The sequence below is a fragment of the Acidovorax soli genome (assembly GCF_014207955.1).
In the GTDB taxonomy this organism is placed as follows: Bacteria; Pseudomonadota; Gammaproteobacteria; order Burkholderiales; family Burkholderiaceae_C; genus Acidovorax; species Acidovorax soli_A.
The window spans coordinates 31,958-48,995 of sequence record NZ_JACHLK010000002.1 but is presented as its reverse complement, the minus strand read 5'-3'; the positions used below and the strand labels follow the sequence as shown (position 1 = coordinate 48,995).

18 protein-coding genes are annotated in these 17,038 nt (G+C 68.9%); 8 read left to right on the top strand and 10 right to left on the bottom strand.

What is annotated here, in order from left to right:
- The first annotated feature begins 4 nt into the window (after window positions 1-4).
- Window positions 5-433: a DUF779 domain-containing protein gene (locus HNP48_RS04695; RefSeq protein ID WP_184855730.1), complete on the top strand. Its 429-nt coding sequence runs from the start codon at window positions 5-7 to the stop codon at window positions 431-433.
- A gap of 39 nt (window positions 434-472) precedes the next feature.
- Here the strand turns inward: HNP48_RS04695 and HNP48_RS04690 are convergent, their stop codons facing one another.
- Window positions 473-1,066: a TetR/AcrR family transcriptional regulator gene (locus HNP48_RS04690; RefSeq protein WP_184855729.1), complete on the bottom strand. Its 594-nt coding sequence runs from the start codon at window positions 1,064-1,066 to the stop codon at window positions 473-475.
- Between the two features lie 107 nt (window positions 1,067-1,173).
- Between HNP48_RS04690 and HNP48_RS04685 the strand changes: the two genes are divergently transcribed.
- Together HNP48_RS04685 and HNP48_RS04680 are read left to right on the top strand one after the other, a co-directional pair.
- A complete protein-coding gene (locus HNP48_RS04685; protein ID WP_184855728.1) occupies window positions 1,174-1,911 on the top strand; it encodes an SDR family NAD(P)-dependent oxidoreductase in 738 nt (245 codons plus the stop codon).
- 22 nt (window positions 1,912-1,933) lie between these two features.
- Entirely contained in the window at window positions 1,934-2,731 is a 798-nt protein-coding gene (locus HNP48_RS04680; protein ID WP_184855727.1) for an isocitrate lyase/phosphoenolpyruvate mutase family protein, read from the top strand.
- Window positions 2,732-2,734: 3 nt separating this feature from the next.
- On the opposite strand, the gene HNP48_RS04675 is transcribed toward HNP48_RS04680, so the two are convergent.
- From HNP48_RS04675 to sbcB, 3 genes are all read right to left on the bottom strand, one after another.
- Window positions 2,735-4,639 (bottom strand): sigma-54-dependent Fis family transcriptional regulator, encoded by a 1,905-nt coding sequence (locus HNP48_RS04675; RefSeq protein WP_184855726.1) that lies wholly within the window; start codon window positions 4,637-4,639, stop codon window positions 2,735-2,737.
- A gap of 109 nt (window positions 4,640-4,748) precedes the next feature.
- Window positions 4,749-5,999: a cystathionine gamma-synthase family protein gene (locus HNP48_RS04670; protein WP_184855725.1), complete on the bottom strand. Its 1,251-nt coding sequence runs from the start codon at window positions 5,997-5,999 to the stop codon at window positions 4,749-4,751.
- A gap of 45 nt (window positions 6,000-6,044) precedes the next feature.
- Window positions 6,045-7,484, bottom strand: a complete 1,440-nt coding sequence (gene sbcB, locus HNP48_RS04665; RefSeq protein ID WP_184855724.1) for an exodeoxyribonuclease I — start codon at window positions 7,482-7,484, stop codon at window positions 6,045-6,047.
- Between the two features lie 66 nt (window positions 7,485-7,550).
- On the opposite strand from sbcB, the gene HNP48_RS04660 reads away from it, so the two are divergent.
- Entirely contained in the window at window positions 7,551-8,900 is a 1,350-nt protein-coding gene (locus HNP48_RS04660) for a lytic murein transglycosylase (RefSeq protein ID WP_184855723.1), read from the top strand.
- A 185-nt stretch (window positions 8,901-9,085) separates the two neighbouring features.
- On the opposite strand, the gene HNP48_RS04655 is transcribed toward HNP48_RS04660, so the two are convergent.
- The gene (locus HNP48_RS04655) at window positions 9,086-9,508 is read right to left on the bottom strand and encodes a hypothetical protein (protein WP_184855722.1); all 423 of its coding nucleotides are present in this window, start codon (window positions 9,506-9,508) and stop codon (window positions 9,086-9,088) included.
- 45 nt (window positions 9,509-9,553) lie between these two features.
- Window positions 9,554-10,036, bottom strand: a complete 483-nt coding sequence (locus HNP48_RS04650) for a hypothetical protein (RefSeq protein WP_184855721.1) — start codon at window positions 10,034-10,036, stop codon at window positions 9,554-9,556.
- Window positions 10,037-10,252: 216 nt separating this feature from the next.
- Here HNP48_RS04650 and HNP48_RS04645 point away from each other — a divergent pair, with 216 nt between their 5' ends.
- Window positions 10,253-10,606: a DOPA 4,5-dioxygenase family protein gene (locus tag HNP48_RS04645; RefSeq protein WP_184855720.1), complete on the top strand. Its 354-nt coding sequence runs from the start codon at window positions 10,253-10,255 to the stop codon at window positions 10,604-10,606.
- 82 nt (window positions 10,607-10,688) lie between these two features.
- Here HNP48_RS04645 and HNP48_RS04640 read toward each other — a convergent pair whose 3' ends face one another.
- Together HNP48_RS04640 and HNP48_RS04635 are read right to left on the bottom strand one after the other, a co-directional pair.
- A complete protein-coding gene (locus tag HNP48_RS04640) occupies window positions 10,689-11,867 on the bottom strand; it encodes an acetyl-CoA C-acetyltransferase (protein ID WP_184855719.1) in 1,179 nt (392 codons plus the stop codon).
- A 59-nt stretch (window positions 11,868-11,926) separates the two neighbouring features.
- Complete coding sequence (locus tag HNP48_RS04635; protein ID WP_184855718.1) at window positions 11,927-13,633, bottom strand: alpha/beta hydrolase; 1,707 nt, start codon at window positions 13,631-13,633, stop codon at window positions 11,927-11,929.
- A 102-nt stretch (window positions 13,634-13,735) separates the two neighbouring features.
- On the opposite strand from HNP48_RS04635, the gene HNP48_RS04630 reads away from it, so the two are divergent.
- Complete coding sequence (locus tag HNP48_RS04630; RefSeq protein ID WP_184855717.1) at window positions 13,736-14,068, top strand: hypothetical protein; 333 nt, start codon at window positions 13,736-13,738, stop codon at window positions 14,066-14,068.
- Here HNP48_RS04630 and pgeF read toward each other — a convergent pair.
- Window positions 13,988-14,791 carry a peptidoglycan editing factor PgeF gene (gene pgeF / locus HNP48_RS04625; protein WP_184855716.1) on the bottom strand — a complete coding sequence of 268 codons (804 nt, stop codon included), beginning with the start codon at window positions 14,789-14,791 and terminating at the stop codon, window positions 13,988-13,990. The two genes, HNP48_RS04630 and pgeF, sit on opposite strands and share 81 nt — an antisense overlap.
- Window positions 14,792-14,800: 9 nt before the next feature.
- Window positions 14,801-15,256, bottom strand: coding sequence for a MarR family winged helix-turn-helix transcriptional regulator (locus HNP48_RS04620; protein ID WP_184855715.1), 456 nt, complete (start codon window positions 15,254-15,256; stop codon window positions 14,801-14,803).
- 136 nt (window positions 15,257-15,392) lie between these two features.
- On the opposite strand from HNP48_RS04620, the gene HNP48_RS04615 reads away from it, so the two are divergent.
- Together HNP48_RS04615 and HNP48_RS04610 are read left to right on the top strand one after the other, a co-directional pair.
- Entirely contained in the window at window positions 15,393-16,088 is a 696-nt protein-coding gene (locus tag HNP48_RS04615; RefSeq protein WP_184855714.1) for a fumarylacetoacetate hydrolase family protein, read from the top strand.
- Between the two features lie 152 nt (window positions 16,089-16,240).
- Window positions 16,241-17,002, top strand: a complete 762-nt coding sequence (locus HNP48_RS04610) for a VacJ family lipoprotein (RefSeq protein WP_184855713.1) — start codon at window positions 16,241-16,243, stop codon at window positions 17,000-17,002.
- Window positions 17,003-17,038 lie beyond the last annotated feature (36 nt).

Here is a 17,038-nt window from a genome sequence, read left to right as displayed (position 1 = left end):
GCCCATGGCCGACACCCTGGCCCACGAAGCCGCCTTGCCGGGCCAGGACACGGACCCACCGGCCCCACCGGCCCGCGTACTGGCCACGCCCGAGGCCCTGGCGCTGATCGCCCAGCTCCACGGCCAGCACGGCCCGCTGATGTTCCACCAGTCGGGCGGCTGCTGCGACGGCAGCGCACCCATGTGCTTTGCGCGCGGCGAGTTCCTGGTGGGCGACTCGGACGTTCTGCTCGGCCACGTCGGCGGCGAGCCCTTCTACATGAGCCGGCCGCAGTTCGCGGTGTGGGAGCACACCCAGATCACCGTGGACGTGGTGCCCGGCGGGGGCGGCATGTTCTCGCTGGAGCGGCCCACGGGCAAGCGCTTTCTGATCCGCTCGCGGCCGTTCACCGCGGATGAGTTGCAGGCGTTGCAAAGCCACCCGGTGGCTTGACCTGAATCCCCCTGGTGCGCGCCGCGACCCCGGGGGATTTCATTTTTCCGGCCATGCAGCCATGGCGGTCCGCGCCATGTCCTGCAGATCCGCCAGGTCCGCGCCATCACGCCCCTGGATCGCCATGCCCTGCACCACGCCCAGGTAGAAGCGGGCCAGCCGGTCGATGTTCGTGGACTGCGGCAACTCGCCCGCCGCAACCGCGCGTTCCAGCCCCGCGCGCAGCTTGGCGAGCGAGCCCTCGCGGGCATGCCGGGCGGTGTCAGGCGAGCCGCCCGGGCACTCCTCGCCCGTGGCCAGCGTCACCATGCAGCCCGAGGGCATGCCCTCGCGGCCCGCCACGACCCCGGCAGCCGCCAGCAGCGCGGTCTGCATGCCCGCACGCACCGTGGCACTGCCACCAACGTGGTTCCAGATCAGCTCGTCGGCCGCTGCGCTGTAGCGCCCGATGGCCTCGGCGTACAGGGCCTCCTTGCTGCCGAAGGCCGCGTACAGGCTGGGCGAGCGGATGCCCATGGCCGCGCACAGGTCGTTCATGGAGGTGGCCAGAAAGCCCTGGCGCCAGAAGACCTCCACGGCGGCCTGCAAGGCGGCATCGCGGTCGAACGCCCTCGGTCGGCCCAGAACCGGCATGGGAATCACCTTTCGTTAATTTTGTGTTGATCGACACAATAAATCGATTGACAGCAAAGATCAATGCCGCAATCATTCTGTATCGATCAACACAGAAAGGTAATTCCATGCTGCTTTCCAACAAACGCGCCCTCGTCACAGGGGCCAGCCGGGGTATCGGCGCCGCGATTGCCAGGACCCTGGCCGCCGAGGGCGCCGACGTCGCCATCACCTACGAGAAGTCGGCCGAGCTGGCCGCTGGCGTGGTGCGTGAGATCGAGGCCCTGGGCCGGCGGGGCACGGCCATCCAGGCCGACAGCGCAGACGCCACGGCTGTGCGGGCCTCGGTCGAGAAGGCCGTGGCCTTCCTCGGCGGCATCGACATCCTGGTCAACAACGCCGGCATCTTCCACATGGGCCCGGTGAAGGATGCGGCGCTGGCAGACATCGACGCCATCCTGAACGTGAACGTGCGTGCGCCGGTCATCGCCAGCCAGGCGGCCATCCTCCACCTGGGCCAGGGCGGGCGCATCATCCACATCGGCAGTTGGTTCGCCGAGCAGGTGCAGTGGCCGGGCTTGAGCATCTACGCGATGTCCAAGTCGGCCCTGGCCTCGTTCACCAAAGGCCTGGCGCGCGAACTCGGGCCCGAGGGCATCACGGTGAACCTGGTGCAGCCGGGCGCCATCGACACCGATATGAACCCGGCCGCGGGGCCGCTGTCCGAACTGATCCGCCAGCCCATTGCCGTCGGCAAATACGGCAGCGGCGAGGACATCGCCCATGCCGTGGCCTTCCTGGCCAGCGCCAAGGCACAGTACATCACCGGCACGGCGCTCACGGTGGACGGCGGTATGCTCGCGTAAAGACTGACTGGAGGAGACCCTGATGACCGCACCCGCCACCACCTTCCGCGCACTGCACGCCAATGGCACCCTGCTGCGCTTGCCCAACGCCTGGGATGCCGCCAGCGCCCGGCTCTTCGAGAGCCTGGGGGCCACGGCCATCGCCACCACCAGTGCCGGTGTGGCCTGGTCGCAGGGCTATGCCGATGGCTACGCCATGCCCATCGACGTAGTGGTGGCCTTCGCCAAGAACCTGGTGCGGGTGCTGCAGGTGCCGCTGTCGGTGGACATGGAAGACGGCTATTCGGACGACCCAGCCCAGGTGGCGGACCTGGCCGCGCGCCTGGCCGGCGCAGGTGTGGCCGGCATCAACCTTGAAGATGGGCGCAAGCCCCCCGAGCTGCTGGCGCGCAAGGTACAGGCGATCCGGGAGCGGCTGGCCCGGGACGGGCTGGACCTGTTTGTCAATGCGCGCACGGACATTGTCCTGGCGCGCCTGGTCGATGAAGGCCGCTTCGCCGAGGAAGCCATTGCGCGCGGCCGGCTGTACCAGAGCGCTGGTGTCGACGGCCTGTTCGTCCCCGGTCTCACCAGCCCCGCGCAGATCCAGGCCGTCGTGGCCGGTGTCAACCTGCCGCTCAACCTGATGGCCTGGGGCGGCCTGGCCAACGCTGCCGAACTGCAGGCCCTGGGGGTGAAGCGGCTCAGCGCGGGCTCCGGCATTCCGCAGGCCTTGTGGGGCCAGGCCGCGGCGCTGGCGACGGATTTCCTGCAGGCGGGCGACTCCAGCAAGCTGCAGGGGCAGATTCCCTATGCGGAGATGCAGAAGCTGTTCAGCTGAAGTTCATGCGGCCTGGGCGCGCAGGTGCCGGTACACCGTGTTGCGCGATACACCCAGCGCACGCGCCACGGCCGACACATTGCCGCCCTGCGCAGCCAGGGCTTGGGCGATGGCGGCAGCGGTGATGGCCTGCAGGGGCTGCGCAGCGGGCGCTGGTGCATCGGCGGCTGCGGGCACGGCTGCAGCTGCCTCGCACTCCTCCAGAAAATCCTCGGGCAGGTGCTCGCGCCGGATGGCGGTATCGCCCTCGGCCATCAGCGCCGCCGTGCGCAGCACATTGGTCAGCTGGCGCAGGTTGCCGGGCCAGGCGCAGCGCGCGAAGAGGGCCATCACCTCGGGCGCCACCGGCAGCGGCGGCGTACCCGCATCGGCCGCTGACTGCAGAATGCGCTGCACGATGGCCGCCAGGTCGCTGCGCTCGCGCAGCGCGGGCAGGCGCACCACCAGGCCGTTCAAGCGGTAGTACAGGTCCTGGCGGAAGCTGCCCTCTGCCATCATTGCGCGCAGGTTGCGGTGGGTGGCACAGACGAGCTGGATATCCACCTCGATCTGGCGCGTGCCGCCCAGGGGGGCCACGCTGCGCTCCTGCAGCACGCGCAGCAGGCGCGCCTGCAGTGCCAGCGGCATGTCGCCGATCTCGTCGAGGAACAAGGTGCCGCCATGGGCCTGCACGATCTTGCCGGGGCTGCCCTTGCGCCGCGCGCCGGTGAAGGCGCCCTCCTCGTAGCCGAACAGCTCGGACTCGATCAGCGACTCGGGAATGGACGCGCAGTTGACCGCCACGAACGGCGCCTGCCGCCGTGGCCCGTCATGGTGGATGGCGCGGGCCAGCAGCTCCTTGCCGGTGCCGGTCTCGCCCTGGATCAGCGTGGCGATGCCGCGGCCCAGCAGCTTGGTGACGCGCTCGATGGCCTGGGCCAGGGCCGGGTCGCCGGTGTTCAGGTAGCGCAGGCCCGAGAGCCCGCCCGGCCTGGCAGCAGGCCGCGCAGGCGCGCGCACGGGTTCGGCGGCGTCGGCGGCGATCCACAGCCGCTCGGCCTGCGGCCGGTGCTCGGGCCGGGCCACCACGGTCACGCCGCCGGGCAGGCGCAGCGTGAGCAGTGCACCGGGCGCCCTGCGGCACTGGTCCAGCACCTGGCCCAGGTCCACGCCGAACAGCGAGCCGAAGGTATGGGCCTGCAACGCACTGTGCGACAGCCCCAGCTGGAACTGACCGCTGCGGTTGGCCGAGAGAAAGCGCCCGTCGGGGGTGAAGGCGGCCAGGCCCTCGACCAGCGTGCCCAGGAACTCGGGCCGGGCATGGAAGTGCAGGCGCACCGCGTCCTCGTGCACCTGGTTCCAGAGGTGGTTTTCCACCATCTGGGCGGACATGCGCACCAGCGCCATGGTGTGCTTGCTCTGGCTGCGGTGGTCGCCGCTCACGTCGATGGCGCCCAGCGCCCTGCCCTGCGGGTCCAGGATGGGCACGCACGAGCAGGTGAGGAACTGGTTGGCACGCAGGTAGTGCTGGCCGGCATGCACCTGCACGGCCTGGCCCAGGGCCAGTGCGGTGCCGATGGCATTGGTGCCCTTGCGCTCCTCGGTCCACACCCCGCCGGGGCGCAGGGCCACGCGGTCGGCCCGGGCCACGAAATCGTCGTCGCCCAGGGCGTGCAGGATCACACCCTCGGGGTCGGTCAGCAGCACCATGCTGTGGGTGCCCGCTATCTGGTGGTAGAGCGTCTCCATCACCGGCAGCGCGTGGTCGGTGAGCACCCGGTTGCGCTGCAGCGCGCAACGCAGGTCCGCACTGGCCAGGGGCATGGCGTCCAGGGTGTCCTGCGCGCGCAGGCCGAAGGCGGCCGAGCGCGCATGGGCATGGGGAATCAGGTCGCGCGGCGCCGCCAGGGCGGTGGGCTCCAGGTGCATGGGCTTGTCTCCTTGCAGCCGGGGCAGTTCTTCATGCTGCCCGGCATTTCAGGAAACCTTAGCATGCCGGCCTTACGCAATCTTGCGCAGGCCAGTTGGAACCAGGGTTTTAGGCAAGTGCCTGCGCGAAGTCGGCCTGCAGGTCTTCGAACTCTTCGAGCCCCAGCGACAGACGGATCATGCCGTCGCCAATGCCCATGTTGGCGCGCACGGCCGGGCCGGCCTCCCAGAAGATGGTGTGCGCCACCGGGATGATGAGCGTGCGCGTGTCGGCCAGGCCCGTGGCCTTGATCGGCAGTTGCAAGCGGTTGCAAAAAGCCAGGCATTGCTCGGCATCGCGCAGCTCGAAGGCCAGCAGCCACGAGCCGGCCTTGAAGTGCTTGCGCGCGATGGCGTGCTGGGGATGGGACTCGAGCATGGGGTAGTGCACGCGGGCAATCGCGGGGTGCTGCTCCAGCCACTGCGCCAGAGCCAGGGCCGTGGCGCTGGTGCGGTCCATGCGGATGGCCAGGGTTTCGGCGCCCAGCGCCAGCTGGTGCGCGGCATGGGACGAGAGCATGCCCCCCATGTCGCGCAGGCCCTTCTTGCGGATCTGCTGCAGGCCCCAGCCCCGGGCGTCGCCCTTGCGGTAGGGGGCGAAGATGTTGGGGTAGTTGCCCCAGTCGAACAGGCCGGTGTCGGTGACCGCGCCGCCCAGGGCATCGCCCAGGCCGCCGATGCTCTTGGTCAGCGAGTTGATGACCAGCCCGGCGCCCACGGTCACGGGGCGGAACAGGTAGGGCGAGGCCACGGTGTTGTCCACCACATAGAGCAGGCCGCGCTCCTTGCACAGCGTGCCGATGGCTTCGAGGTCGGGGATCTGCGTGCCGGGGTTGGCGATGGTCTCCACGAACACCATGCGCGTGTTGGGGCGCACGGCTGCGGCCACCTGGGCCACATCGGTCACATCGACCGTGGTCACTTCGATGCCCAGGTCGGCCAGGGTGCCGAAGACACTGTTGGTGTTGCCGAAAACAAACTTGCTGGCCAGCAGGTGGTCGCCCGCCTTGAGCAGGGTGAGGAACGTGGCGCAGACGGCCGCCATGCCGGTCGAGAACACAATGGAGCCCTGGCCGCGCTCCATCTGCGTGACCTTGGCCTCCAGCGCCGCCGTGGTGGGCGTGCCCTGGCGGGCGTAGTTGAAGCCGCCCTTGTAGGTGCCCTGGAACACCCCGATCAGGTCTTCCACCTTCTCGTAGCCGTACTGCACCGAGGTGTGGATGGGTTGGTGCACCGCACCGTACTCGGTGCCGGCCAGGCGGTCGGCATGCACGATCTGGGTGGTGAACTGGTGGGTGGGCTGGTCGTTGCTGCTGCTCATGGAAATACGGGCTTGCTACTGTGCGGAATCTGGGAAGACAAGAACTCAGCGCTCGGGCGCTATCTGTTCGGCGTAATCGTACAGGGCACCGAGGATGTCCTGGGTGCGCTCGTCGTCGGCGGTCTCCGAGAGATTGTCGATCTCGGTGAACAACTGCTCCACCGTGCGGGCGCCGCCCGCGCCATCGAACAGGCAGGCGGCGCGGTGCGCCTCCCAGCGCTCATGCTCCTCGGGGGTGAGCGTGTCGGGGAAATTGCGCGCACGGTAGCGCCAGACCAGTTCCTTCAGGCGCGGGTCGTCGAACGACAGGCGCGTGCGCGCCAGCTTCTCGCCGCTCATGGCGCGCATGTCGGTGAGCTGGCGCCGGTCGCCGTTGCCGACGAAGCCGCCGTACAGGTCCTGGTCCACATCGGGCCGGGGCTCCTCGGGGCGTGCGAACACCTCGGGCCAGATGGCGCTCATGTCGGGCAGCACGCGCGCGATCTCGGCATGCTGCGCGGCCTGGGCCAGGTCCATCTTCCAGTGGCGCGCACGTTCGGCCGTGAGGGTGTTGACGTTGCCCACCACCATGGGCGACTTGTTCAGGTGGATGGTCTTGATGGGCAGGCGGGTCACGCCCTCGGGCAGGTCGGCCGCACGCGAGAACATGCGCAGCCGGATCTCCTCCACACCCATGCTGGCCAGCGGCGTGGGGTCGTGCGCCAGGTCCCAGGCGATCAGCTCGTTCTTGTTGGTCGGGTGGCTGGCCAGCGGCCACATCACGGCCAGGCAGCCGCGCTCCACCGGGAACATGCCCGAGACGTGCAAAAAGGGCTTGGCCGTGATGGCCGTGGCCGGCAGGCGCAGCTCGGCCGCCACGCGGTCCTTCTTGTGCAGGCCGAGCGCAAAGTCGAACAGCTTGGTGTTGTGCTGGCGGATCAGGCGCGCCAGGGCGATGGTGGCACGCACGTCCGACAGGGCATCGTGCGCGGCCTCGTGCAGCAGGCCGTTGGCCTTGGACAGGTCTTCGAGCTTGAAGCTCGGCGAGCCGTCTTCCTTCTTGGGCCAGGTGATGCCCTCGGGGCGCAGCGCGTAGGTCATGCGCACCACGTCCAGCAGGTCCCAGCGGCCGCACTGGTTCTGCCATTCGCGCGCATACGGGTCGATCAGGTTGCGCCAGAACATGAAGCGCGTGATCTCGTCGTCGAAGCGGATGGTGTTGTAGCCCACGCCGATGGTGCCGGGCCGCGCCAGCTCGGCCTCGATGCGGGCGGCAAAGGCGTGCTCGGGCATGCCCTGCTCCAGGCACCGCTGGGGGGTGATACCGGTGATCAGGCACGACACGGGGTCGGGCAGGTAGTCGCTGGCGGGTTGGCAGAAGATGTTCAGCGGCTCGCCGACCTCGTTGAGCTCGGCATCGGTGCGTATGGCCGCGAACTGCGCAGGCCGATCACGGCGCGTATTGGCCCCGAAGGTTTCGTAGTCGTGCCAGAGAAAGGTATGCATGAAAGGAAATTGCTACGGTCAGAAACACCAGAAGGCGCAAGTATGCCGGGCACGGGACAATGGGGCATGCCCAGAACGCTTTCAATTCCCTTGGTTTCGCATTTTTCTTTTCCGACAACCCGTCCCGCCTTGACCATCCTGGCCCTCACAGGCGCCCTGGCCCTGTCGGGATGCGCCACGCCCCCGGCTCCCCTGCCCCCCACAGCCTCAGCACCCGTGCCCCGCCCCGTTGCGGTACCGGCTCCAGCGCCCACGCCTGTCGTGCAGACAGCGCAGCCACCCCAGGACGCCGAGCAGGCCGGCTTTGCCGCATGGGTCGAGTCCTTTTCGCGCGAAGCCCTGGCCGCCGGCATCCGCCCTGCCACAGTGCAACAGGCGCTGGGCCATGCCCGGCTGCAACCGCGCGTGATCGAGCTCGACCGCGCCCAGCCCGAATTCAGCCGCACGCCCTGGGCCTACCTGGACAGCGCCGTGTCGGCCCAGCGCATCGCCCAGGGCCAGGCCCAGCGGGCCGCACACCAGGCGGCCATCGACGCAGCCGCCACACGCTATGGCGTGCCGGCCTCCATCATCACCGCCATCTGGGGCATGGAGAGCAACTACGGCAGCAACTTCGGCAGCTTCCGCGCGGTGGATGCGCTGGCCACGCTCGGCTTCGAGGGCCGGCGCGCCGCCTGGGCGCGCAGCGAACTGCTGGCAGCCCTGCGCATCCTGGACCAGGGCGACATCAGCGACGAGCGCATGGTCGGCTCCTGGGCCGGCGCCATGGGGCACACGCAGTTCCTGCCCTCGGTCTTCCTGGCCTATGCGGTGGATGCCGATGGCGATGGCCACCGCGACATCTGGGGCAGCATCCCCGACGTGACCGCCTCCACCGCCCACTTCCTCGCGCGCATGGGCTGGCAGGCCGGCCAGCCCTGGGGCGTGGAAGTGCGGCTGCCGCCGGGCTTCGACTACGCGCGCGCCGAGCAGAATGTGCGCCAGCCGGCTGCGCAGTGGGCCGCCGAGGGCGTGCAGGGCATGGACGGCCAGCCCCTGCCCGCGCTGGACGCTGCCTCCATCGCCACGCCGGCTGGCGCGCGCGGCCCGGCCTTCCTGGTGGGGCCCAATTTCCGCACCATCCTGCGCTACAACAACTCGGTGAGCTACGCCCTGGCCGTGGGCCTGCTGGCGCGCCAGATCGAGGGCGGCACCGGCGTGGTGGCCGCCTGGCCGCGCGACCTCGCGCCCCTGTCGCGCAGCCAGCTGCAGCAGATGCAGGAGCAGCTCAACCAGCGCGGCTTCAACGCCGGCACGCCCGACGGCGTGATGGGCCCGGCCACGCGCACCGGGCTGCGCCAGTACCAGCAGAGCATCGGCGTGGTGGCCGACGGCTACCCCACGGCCGAGCTGCTGCAGCGCCTGGCCACACCTTGAAATCCCCCAGAGGCGCTTTGCGCCTCGGTGTGTCCGCCAGAGGCGGCCACTCTTCAGGCACGTCCAAGCTTGCGCAGGCAGGCTTGGCGGCCCTTGCGCTAGGGCACTGGCCTTGGCCGCGCCAGTTCCATGCGTCGCGGGTGGCGCACGGCGCAATGGACAATGGATACGAACGGCCCGGCCTGTCACTCCGCCAGGAAAGCGCGCATGCGCGAATGCTGCTCAATGAGCGCATCGAAGCAGGCAAAGTAGAACGCTGGCGCCCCGTCGATGGCCAACAGCTCCTCTCGCGTGACAAGCCGGCCCGAATAGCCTTGTGGCGCTGCAATGGGCGATGCGCCTGGGTCCTCGATGCGCGCGCCTTCCACGTTGCCGTGCAGCGTGACCAGCCAGTCCCGAGGATCCTCTGCCGATCCCCCCGTGACGATGGCCAGCCAGATGGCACCATCCTCGCCAGGCTCTTGCAGCAACAGGGCACGGAACCAGCCACCGCCATTCGGCAGATGGAGCACACCATCGAGGCGCTCGCGCAGGGTGGCGCAGCCGCACGGGCACGGCACCATCGTGCGGCCGGTTTCCTCGACACGGATTGAAAGCTGCGGTGCCATGCCCTGTGCCCCTAATGGACATCCACCGCGACCATGCAGCCGGCCTCAGCGCGCCTTGGTCTGGACGGCCTGGCTGATGATGCCCACCTCACGCGCCACATAGGCGTACTGGCGGCTGTGGATGTCGGCCACGGCCCAGGCGCTGGCCTTCACCTGCTTGGCGGCCGTGCACTTGGAGAGCCGCGGGTCGGGGCCGGAGCTGGCCGTCACCGCCTGCATGAGCGTGGACACGTGGGGCTGCTTTTGCTTTTCCAGCTCCCAGTAGCCCGCGGAGCTGTAGGCCCGGCGCAGCATCTCGGCCTGCTGCTCCTGCGACCAGCCGCGCGCGGCCCCGCTGGTCTTGAGCTGCGACTCCAGGCGCGCCCGGTTGCGCTGCGGCCCGTCGCCCACGGTCTTGAGCGCAGCGTCGATCTCGGCCTGCGCAGCGGTGTAGCGGGCGCCCGAGCCGCACTCGGTCGGGCTCGCATGTGCGGCGCCTGTCAGGGCCAGGGCCAGCAGCGAGGAAGCGGAAAGTCGGGTCAGTGCCATGGTGTCGGAGCCTCGGCCAAACAAGGGGCCGCACCACGGCGGCCGAATCGCCCAATGTAGCGCGCACTCCACGGCGCGCCAAGGCCCGGAGGGCCTCTGGGCCCGCACACCGCGCACAGGTGATGCGCAAACCAGACACTGCCCGCCGCACCGAGGCCACAGGGGCTTCTCAGGCGAGCCCTGCACGGTGGCAGGCCAGGCCGTAACATGCCGCCCATGCCCCTGCTCGACCCTGCCCTCATCCGCGACTGGCACGCCCATGTCTACTTCGATGCATCGAGCCGGGACGCAGCCTGGGCGCTGCGCGAAACGATTGCCCGGGAGCTGGCGGGGCATGTGGAGATCGGCCGCTTCCATGAGCGGCCCGTGGGCCCGCACCCGATGTGGAGCTACCAACTCGCCTTCGGCCCGGCCGGGTTCACCCACGTGATGGGCTGGCTGGCGCTCAACCACGGCGCGCTCGACGTGTTCGCCCACCCCAATACCGGCGATGGCCTGCGCGACCACCGCGACTGCGCAGTGTGGCTGGGCCGCTCGCACACGCTCAAGCTGGCGGGCTTCACCGGCTGAGCGGGCCCGGGCCATGAAAAAAGCCCACCAGTTGGTGGGCTTTGGCTGGCTGCAGCACCGCTGGGTGCTGCGCCGGGGGTGATCAGCGCTCCAGCGCCAGGGACACGCCCATGCCACCGCCGATGCACAGTGCGGCCACGCCCTTCTTGGCGTCGCGGCGCTGCATCTCGTGCAGCAGGGTCACCAGGATGCGGCAGCCCGACGCACCGATGGGGTGGCCGATGGCGATGGCACCGCCGTTGACGTTGACCTTGCCAGGATCGATCTCGAGTTCCTTGTTCACCGCGCAGGCCTGCGCGGCAAAGGCTTCGTTCAGCTCGAACAGGTCCACATCGGCGGCGTTCCAGCCGGCACGCTGCAGGGCCTTGCGCGTGGCCGACACGGGGCCCATGCCCATGGTGGCGGGGTCCAGGCCGGTGGTGCCAAAGGAGGCGATGCGCGCCAGGGGCTTGAGGCCCAGGGCGGCGGCCTTCTTGGCGGTCATCACCACCACGGCGGCAGCGCCGTCGTTCAGGCCCGAGGCATTGCCGGCCGTGACCGTGCCGGCCTTGTCGAAGGCGGGGCGCAGGCCGGCCAGGGCGTCGGCGTTGGTCTTGCGGTTGAGGTATTCGTCGGTGTTGAAGAAGATGGGGTCGCCCTTCTTCTGCGCCAGGGCCACGTCCACGATCTCGTAGGCGAACTTGCCGGCGTCCTGCGCGGCAGCGGCCTTGAGCTGGCTGTTCAGGGCCAGGGCGTCCTGCTGTTCGCGGGTGATGCCGTACTGCTTGGCCACGTTCTCGGCCGTGATGCCCATGTGGTACTGGTTGTACACGTCCCACAGGCCGTCCACGATCATGGTGTCGACCATCTTCCAGTCGCCCATGCGCTGGCCGTCGCGCGAGTTCGGCAGCACGTGGGGCGCCAGGCTCATGCTTTCCTGGCCGCCGGCCACGACGATCTCGCTGTCGCCCCAGGCCACGGCCTGGGCGGCCAGCATCACGGCCTTGAGGCCCGAGCCGCAGACGGCGTTGATGGTGAGCGCAGGCGTTTCCTGGGCCACGCCGGCCTTCATGGAGGCCTGGCGCGCAGGGTTCTGGCCCACGCCGGCCGTCAGCACCTGGCCCATGATGACTTCACCCACCTGGCCGGCCGACAGGCCGGCGCGCGTGATGGCTTCGCGGATCACGATCGAGCCCAGCTCGGTGGCGGGCACCTTTGCCAGTGCGCCGCCAAACTTGCCCACCGCGGTGCGGGTGGCCGAAACGATGACGATGTCTTCCATGGAATGTCCTTCTTTTCTGGAGGTGGATGTCTGGGGATCTATTGTCTCAGGCAAGGCCATCAGGCCTTTTGCTGGACGTAACGGCCGGGCGCGGGCTCGATGGCCTTGAACTTCGTGCCCTTGCCATAGGCCTTGGGCGCGGCGATCTGCTTGCCGGCGTGGCCCTTGAGCCAGGCGGACCAGTCGGTCCACCAGCTGCCCGGGTGCTCGGTGGCGCCCTGCAGCCATTGGTCGAGCGTGCCGGGGAACTTGCCGTCGGCACGGATCCAGTGGCTGCGCTTGCCCTTGGCGGGCGGGTTGATCACGCCCGCGATGTGGCCCGAGGCCCCCATCACGAAGCGCTTCTTGCCCGGCAGCACCTGGGTCGAGGCATAGGCCGCGGTGGCCGGCACGATGTGGTCCTCGCGCGAGCCGTAGATGTAGGTGGGCAGCGTGAGCTGGCCCAGGTCCATCTTCTCGCCGCAGACGGTGAGCTTGCCCGGCTTGACCAGGTTGTTCTCGAGGTAGAAATTGCGCAGGTACCAGGCGTAGAACGGCCCGGGCAGGTTGGTGCTGTCGCTGTTCCAGTAGAGCAGGTCGAAGGGCGGCGGCGTCTCGCCCTTGAGGTAGTTGCCCACCACGTAGTTCCAGACCAGGTCGTTGGGGCGCAGGAAGCTGAAAGTCGAGGCCAGGTCCTGGCCCTTCATCAAGCCGCCGCTGCCCATCTGCATCTCGCGGAACTTGACGAAGTTCTCGTCGATGAAGACGTCCAGGATGCCGGTGTCGGTGAAGTCGATCAGCGTGGTCAGGAAGGTGGCGCTGGCCACGGGCTCCTGGCCGCGTGCGGCCAGCACCGTGAGCGCGTTGGAGAGGATGGTGCCGCCCACGCAGAAGCCCAGGGCGTTGATCTGCCCGGCGCCGGTGATGGCCTGCACCACCTCGATGGCGGCGATGGCGCCGTCCTCGACATAGTTGTCCCAGGTCTTCTTGCCCAGGGAATCGTCGGGGTTGCGCCAGCTCACGACGAAGGTATGGTGGCCTTCGCTCACCGCATAGCGGATCAGCGAGTTGTCGGGCTGCAGGTCCAGGATGTAGAACTTGTTGATGCACGGCGGCACCAGCAGGAAGGGGCGCTCGTAGACCTTGGCCGTGAGGGGCTTGTACTCGAGCAGCTGGAACAGCTCGTTCTCGAACACCACGGCGCCCTCGGTGGTGGCCACGTTGCGGCCCACCTCAAACAGGCTTTCGTCGGTCATCGAGACATGGCCTTGCTGCAGGTCGTGCAGCAGGTTCTGCATGCCCTTGGCGATGCTCTCGCCCTTGGTCTCGATGGCCTTCTTCTGCGCTTCGGCGTTGAAGGCCAGGAAGTTGCTGGGTGCCATGGCGGCCATCCACTGCTCCACGCCGAAGCGGATGCGGGCACGGGTCTTCTCGTCGGCTTCCACCGCATCGGCCAGGCCCATCAGGGTGCGGGCGTTGAGCAGGTAGGCGGCAGCAGAAAAGGCGGCCACCGGGTTGCTGGCCCAGCCTTCACCGGCAAAGCGTTTGTCCTTGACCTCGGCCTTGCCCTGCAGGCTCTGCGCCCACAAGGCCTGTGCCTCTTCCAGGTATTGCTTTTGCAGCGCCTGCAGCTTGTCGGGCGACAATTGCACGGGGGTGGCCGCGGCGGCACCTGCGGGCGCACCCAGGTCCATTTTCTGGAAGGATTGGACGGCCTGTGCCCAACCTTGACCGAAAATCTGCTGGAACTGCTGGGCGCTCTGGTCCCAGATCGATTCTGAACTCATCCCGTCTCCTATCCCTGTCATGGTGTTCCGGCATCTCGGTGGCTTGATTGTTGCCCACCCGGCAAGGGCTGGCAACCTGTAACACGTTGGATCACGCAAACAATGTACCTGATCGTCATTGCCTGGCTGTATGTCACCCTCATGATGGCCGTGGCCGAGGCCACCAACACCACGGGCACGGTGCTCGGTGCCATCGTCACCTTCGTGCTCTACGGGCTGCTGCCCATGGGCATCCTCGTCTACATCCTGGGCACGCCCTCCCGCAAGCGGGCCCTCAAGCAGCGCGAGCAGATGGAACAGGCGGCCTGGGATGCCGAGCAGGCAGCCCTTCGCGCCGCAAAGGCGGATGCGGATTCAAGCGCGCCAGATGCAGGCGGCGAAGCGCCCGCTGCCGCCCAGGACGGCGGTGTCGCGCCGGTGCGAAAAGAACCGTGAGGCATTGCCCACGGTGCACCAGGGGGCCGTGCCATCGTTGCCGTAGATGCCCGTGATGCCCAGCGCGGCCAGGCGCAGGCGGGCCAGGCCCGCCAGATCGGCCAGGAACTTGCCGCCGGGCTGGGCCACGAAGCAGGCCTCGGCGGCCGGGTCATGGCCACAGAACGCAGCGCGCACCTCGGCCCCCACCTCGAAGGCCGTGGGCCCGATGCAGGGCCCGAGCCAGGCGATGACCTCGGCCGCAGGCGCGCCCTGCTCCCCCAGGCCTTTCACGGTGGATTCGAGCACGCCCTGCCCCTGCGCCCCCGCCAGGCCGCGCCAGCCGGCATGGGCCGCCGCGACCACGTGGCCCGAGCGGTGCGCGAACAACACGGGCAGGCAGTCGGCCACCATGATGGTGCACACGGCCCCGGGCGCGGTGGCCAGGCAGGCATCGGCCGTGGTGGCGTCGGGCGTGGCCAGGTCGATCCGCACGGCATCGGTGCCATGCACCTGGTTCAAAAAAACCGCACGTGCGTTCGCCGTGGTGGCCTGCAGCACGGACTGCAGCACCTGGCGGTTGGACTGCACGGCGGCCGCATCGTCACCGACATGGGCACCCAGGTTCAGGCGGTCGTAGGGCGCGGCGCTCACGCCGCCGGCACGCGTGGTGCACAGCGCCTGCACACCGGGCGGCGCAGGCCAGTCGGGAACCAGCCAGTCGGCCGGCAGCGAAACATGCATGGGGAGCGATCAGGCGCCGGAGGTGCCGGCGGGGTCTTTGTGGTGGTAGACCACCTTGGTCAGCAGGGTCATCAGGAGCGCGCTCTCCTCGGCATTCAGGGGCCCGGTCAGGCGCTCCTGCACACGCTGGGCGGCATCGCGCATCTGCAGTGCGGCGGTCTCGCCCTCGGGGGTGATCCACAGCAGCTTGCGGCGCCGGTCGCGGGTGTCGGCCTCGCGCCGCACCCAGCCGCGTTTTTCGAGCCGGCCGATGACCGAGCCCGAGGTGGCGGCATCGAAGGCCACGCGCGAGGCCAGGGTGACCTGGTCTTCGCCGGGCTGGGCCAGCAGCTCGTGCAGGATGGCGAACTGCACCGGGGTCACGTCGAACCCGGCCGTTTCCTCCATGAAAAGCGCCACGGTCCGTTGGTGCGCGCGGCGCACCAGGTGGCCCGGCGTGTTGTGGAAATCGAAGCTCTTTGCCATAGGCGCGAGTTTAGCCGCCATCGGCAGGCGCCAAAGCACGGTTTGGCGGGGCTTGCGGGCAGCCCCCTGCAGAGCGTGGCACACTGCCAACAGGTACGATGACTGCGACCTCCCCAACATTCCCCGAAAGGCCAACATGAGCTATGTGTTTCCCCCCGCCCCGGTGGCCAGCGTGCCCGTGGTGGGCAGCAGCGACCGCTTTCCCGTGCACCGCATCTACTGCGTGGGCCGCAACTACGAAGAGCATGCCAAGGAGATGGGCTTCACCGGCCGTGAGCCGCCCTTCTTCTTCATGAAGCCTGCCGACGCCATCGTCGTCGTCGACGCCGGGCAGACCGGCGAGCTGCCCTACCCCAGCCTCACGGCCAACCTGCACCACGAGATCGAGCTGGTGGTGGCCATCGGCAAGGGCGGCAAGGACATCAAGGCGGCCGACGCGTTCTCGCACATCTACGGCTACGCCACGGGCCTGGACATGACGCGCCGCGACCTGCAGAACGACATGAAGAAGCAGGGCCGGCCCTGGTGCATCGGCAAGGGCTTCGACGCCAGCGCTCCCATCGGCCCCATCACGCCCGCGGCCCAGGCCGGCGACGTGACCAAGGCCGGCATCTGGCTGCAGGTCAACGGCAGCGACAAGCAGCGCAGCACCGTGGCCCAGCTGATCTGGAACATCGCCGAGACCATCGAGCACCTGTCGGCCGCCTGGGAGCTGCAGCCCGGCGACCTGATCTATACCGGCACGCCCGAAGGCGTGGGTGCCGTGGTGCGCGGCGACACGCTCGAAGGTGGCGTGGATGGCCTCACGGGCCTGAAGCTCAAGGTGGTCTGAGCCTCAGCCTCCCTCCAGGCCTGCCTCATGGCATGCCGGACGACGGGTGCACTGCGCTAAGGATCCAGTAAGAGAGGCGAAATTAGGATCGCACCCCGTGGCAGGACGGTGTGCCTGCCACGGTGGACCACCCCCTCCCCCTGGAGCACGCGATGCCGAACCTGTTGTCTGACCTCTTCCTGTCCCTGGCGCCGCGCCGCGCCTTGTTTGGCCTGCTTGCACTGGCCCTGGCCGCCCTTTCTGCAGGCTGCGCCACCGCCCCGCAGAGCGACCCGCTCGAGACGGTCAACCGCAAGGTTTTTTCCTTCAACGATGGTCTGGACCGGGCGGTCCTGAAGCCCACCGCCACCGCCTACCGCAAGGTGGTGCCTGACGCGGTGCAGACCGGCGTTGCCAACTTCTTCGACAACCTGCAGACGCCCTGGTCGTCCGCCAACCTGGTGCTGCAGGGCCGGGTGCGCGAGGGCGCGGCCAGCGCGGCGCGCTTCGGAGTCAACTCCACCATCGGGGTGCTCGGTGTGCTGGACGTGGCCACCGGCTGGGGCCTGCCGGCACGCTCCGAGGACTTCGGGCTCACGCTCGACACCTGGGGCATTGGCTCAGGGCCCTTCGTGGTGCTGCCGGTCCTGGGCCCCTCGAATGTGCGCGATGCCCTGTCCCTGCCCGTGGACAGCCTGGGCACGCCGCAGATCAGCGACGTGGCCGTGCGCAACAGCCTGACCGCCACCAGGATCGTGAGCAAGCGCGCAGGCATGCTGGAGATGACCAAGCTGCTGGACCAGGCCGCCCTGGACAAATACGCCATGGTGCGCGACGCCCACCTCAAGCGCCGCAACCGCGCGGCAGCAGCGCTGTCCGCCGATAGCCATGCAGAGACACAAGGCCTGATCGCCCCCGAAGAACCGGCGCACTGAGACAGCGCCCCCACGCGGCGGCACGGATCCGGCCGC

What these genes read in the sequence shown, in the direction of transcription:
- HNP48_RS04695 (WP_184855730.1), top strand. Translation starts at nt 5, where the DNA reads ATGGCCGACACCCTGGCCCACGAAGCCGCCTTGCCGGGCCAGGACACG.
- HNP48_RS04690 (WP_184855729.1), bottom strand. Translation starts at nt 1,066, where the DNA reads ATGCCGGTTCTGGGCCGACCGAGGGCGTTCGACCGCGATGCCGCCTTG.
- HNP48_RS04685 (WP_184855728.1), top strand. Translation starts at nt 1,174, where the DNA reads ATGCTGCTTTCCAACAAACGCGCCCTCGTCACAGGGGCCAGCCGGGGT.
- HNP48_RS04680 (WP_184855727.1), top strand. Translation starts at nt 1,934, where the DNA reads ATGACCGCACCCGCCACCACCTTCCGCGCACTGCACGCCAATGGCACC.
- HNP48_RS04675 (WP_184855726.1), bottom strand. Translation starts at nt 4,639, where the DNA reads ATGCACCTGGAGCCCACCGCCCTGGCGGCGCCGCGCGACCTGATTCCC.
- HNP48_RS04670 (WP_184855725.1), bottom strand. Translation starts at nt 5,999, where the DNA reads ATGAGCAGCAGCAACGACCAGCCCACCCACCAGTTCACCACCCAGATC.
- sbcB (WP_184855724.1), bottom strand. Translation starts at nt 7,484, where the DNA reads ATGCATACCTTTCTCTGGCACGACTACGAAACCTTCGGGGCCAATACG.
- HNP48_RS04660 (WP_184855723.1), top strand. Translation starts at nt 7,551, where the DNA reads ATGCCCAGAACGCTTTCAATTCCCTTGGTTTCGCATTTTTCTTTTCCG.
- HNP48_RS04655 (WP_184855722.1), bottom strand. Translation starts at nt 9,508, where the DNA reads ATGGCACCGCAGCTTTCAATCCGTGTCGAGGAAACCGGCCGCACGATG.
- HNP48_RS04650 (WP_184855721.1), bottom strand. Translation starts at nt 10,036, where the DNA reads ATGGCACTGACCCGACTTTCCGCTTCCTCGCTGCTGGCCCTGGCCCTG.
- HNP48_RS04645 (WP_184855720.1), top strand. Translation starts at nt 10,253, where the DNA reads ATGCCCCTGCTCGACCCTGCCCTCATCCGCGACTGGCACGCCCATGTC.
- HNP48_RS04640 (WP_184855719.1), bottom strand. Translation starts at nt 11,867, where the DNA reads ATGGAAGACATCGTCATCGTTTCGGCCACCCGCACCGCGGTGGGCAAG.
- HNP48_RS04635 (WP_184855718.1), bottom strand. Translation starts at nt 13,633, where the DNA reads ATGAGTTCAGAATCGATCTGGGACCAGAGCGCCCAGCAGTTCCAGCAG.
- HNP48_RS04630 (WP_184855717.1), top strand. Translation starts at nt 13,736, where the DNA reads ATGTACCTGATCGTCATTGCCTGGCTGTATGTCACCCTCATGATGGCC.
- pgeF (WP_184855716.1), bottom strand. Translation starts at nt 14,791, where the DNA reads ATGCATGTTTCGCTGCCGGCCGACTGGCTGGTTCCCGACTGGCCTGCG.
- HNP48_RS04620 (WP_184855715.1), bottom strand. Translation starts at nt 15,256, where the DNA reads ATGGCAAAGAGCTTCGATTTCCACAACACGCCGGGCCACCTGGTGCGC.
- HNP48_RS04615 (WP_184855714.1), top strand. Translation starts at nt 15,393, where the DNA reads ATGAGCTATGTGTTTCCCCCCGCCCCGGTGGCCAGCGTGCCCGTGGTG.
- HNP48_RS04610 (WP_184855713.1), top strand. Translation starts at nt 16,241, where the DNA reads ATGCCGAACCTGTTGTCTGACCTCTTCCTGTCCCTGGCGCCGCGCCGC.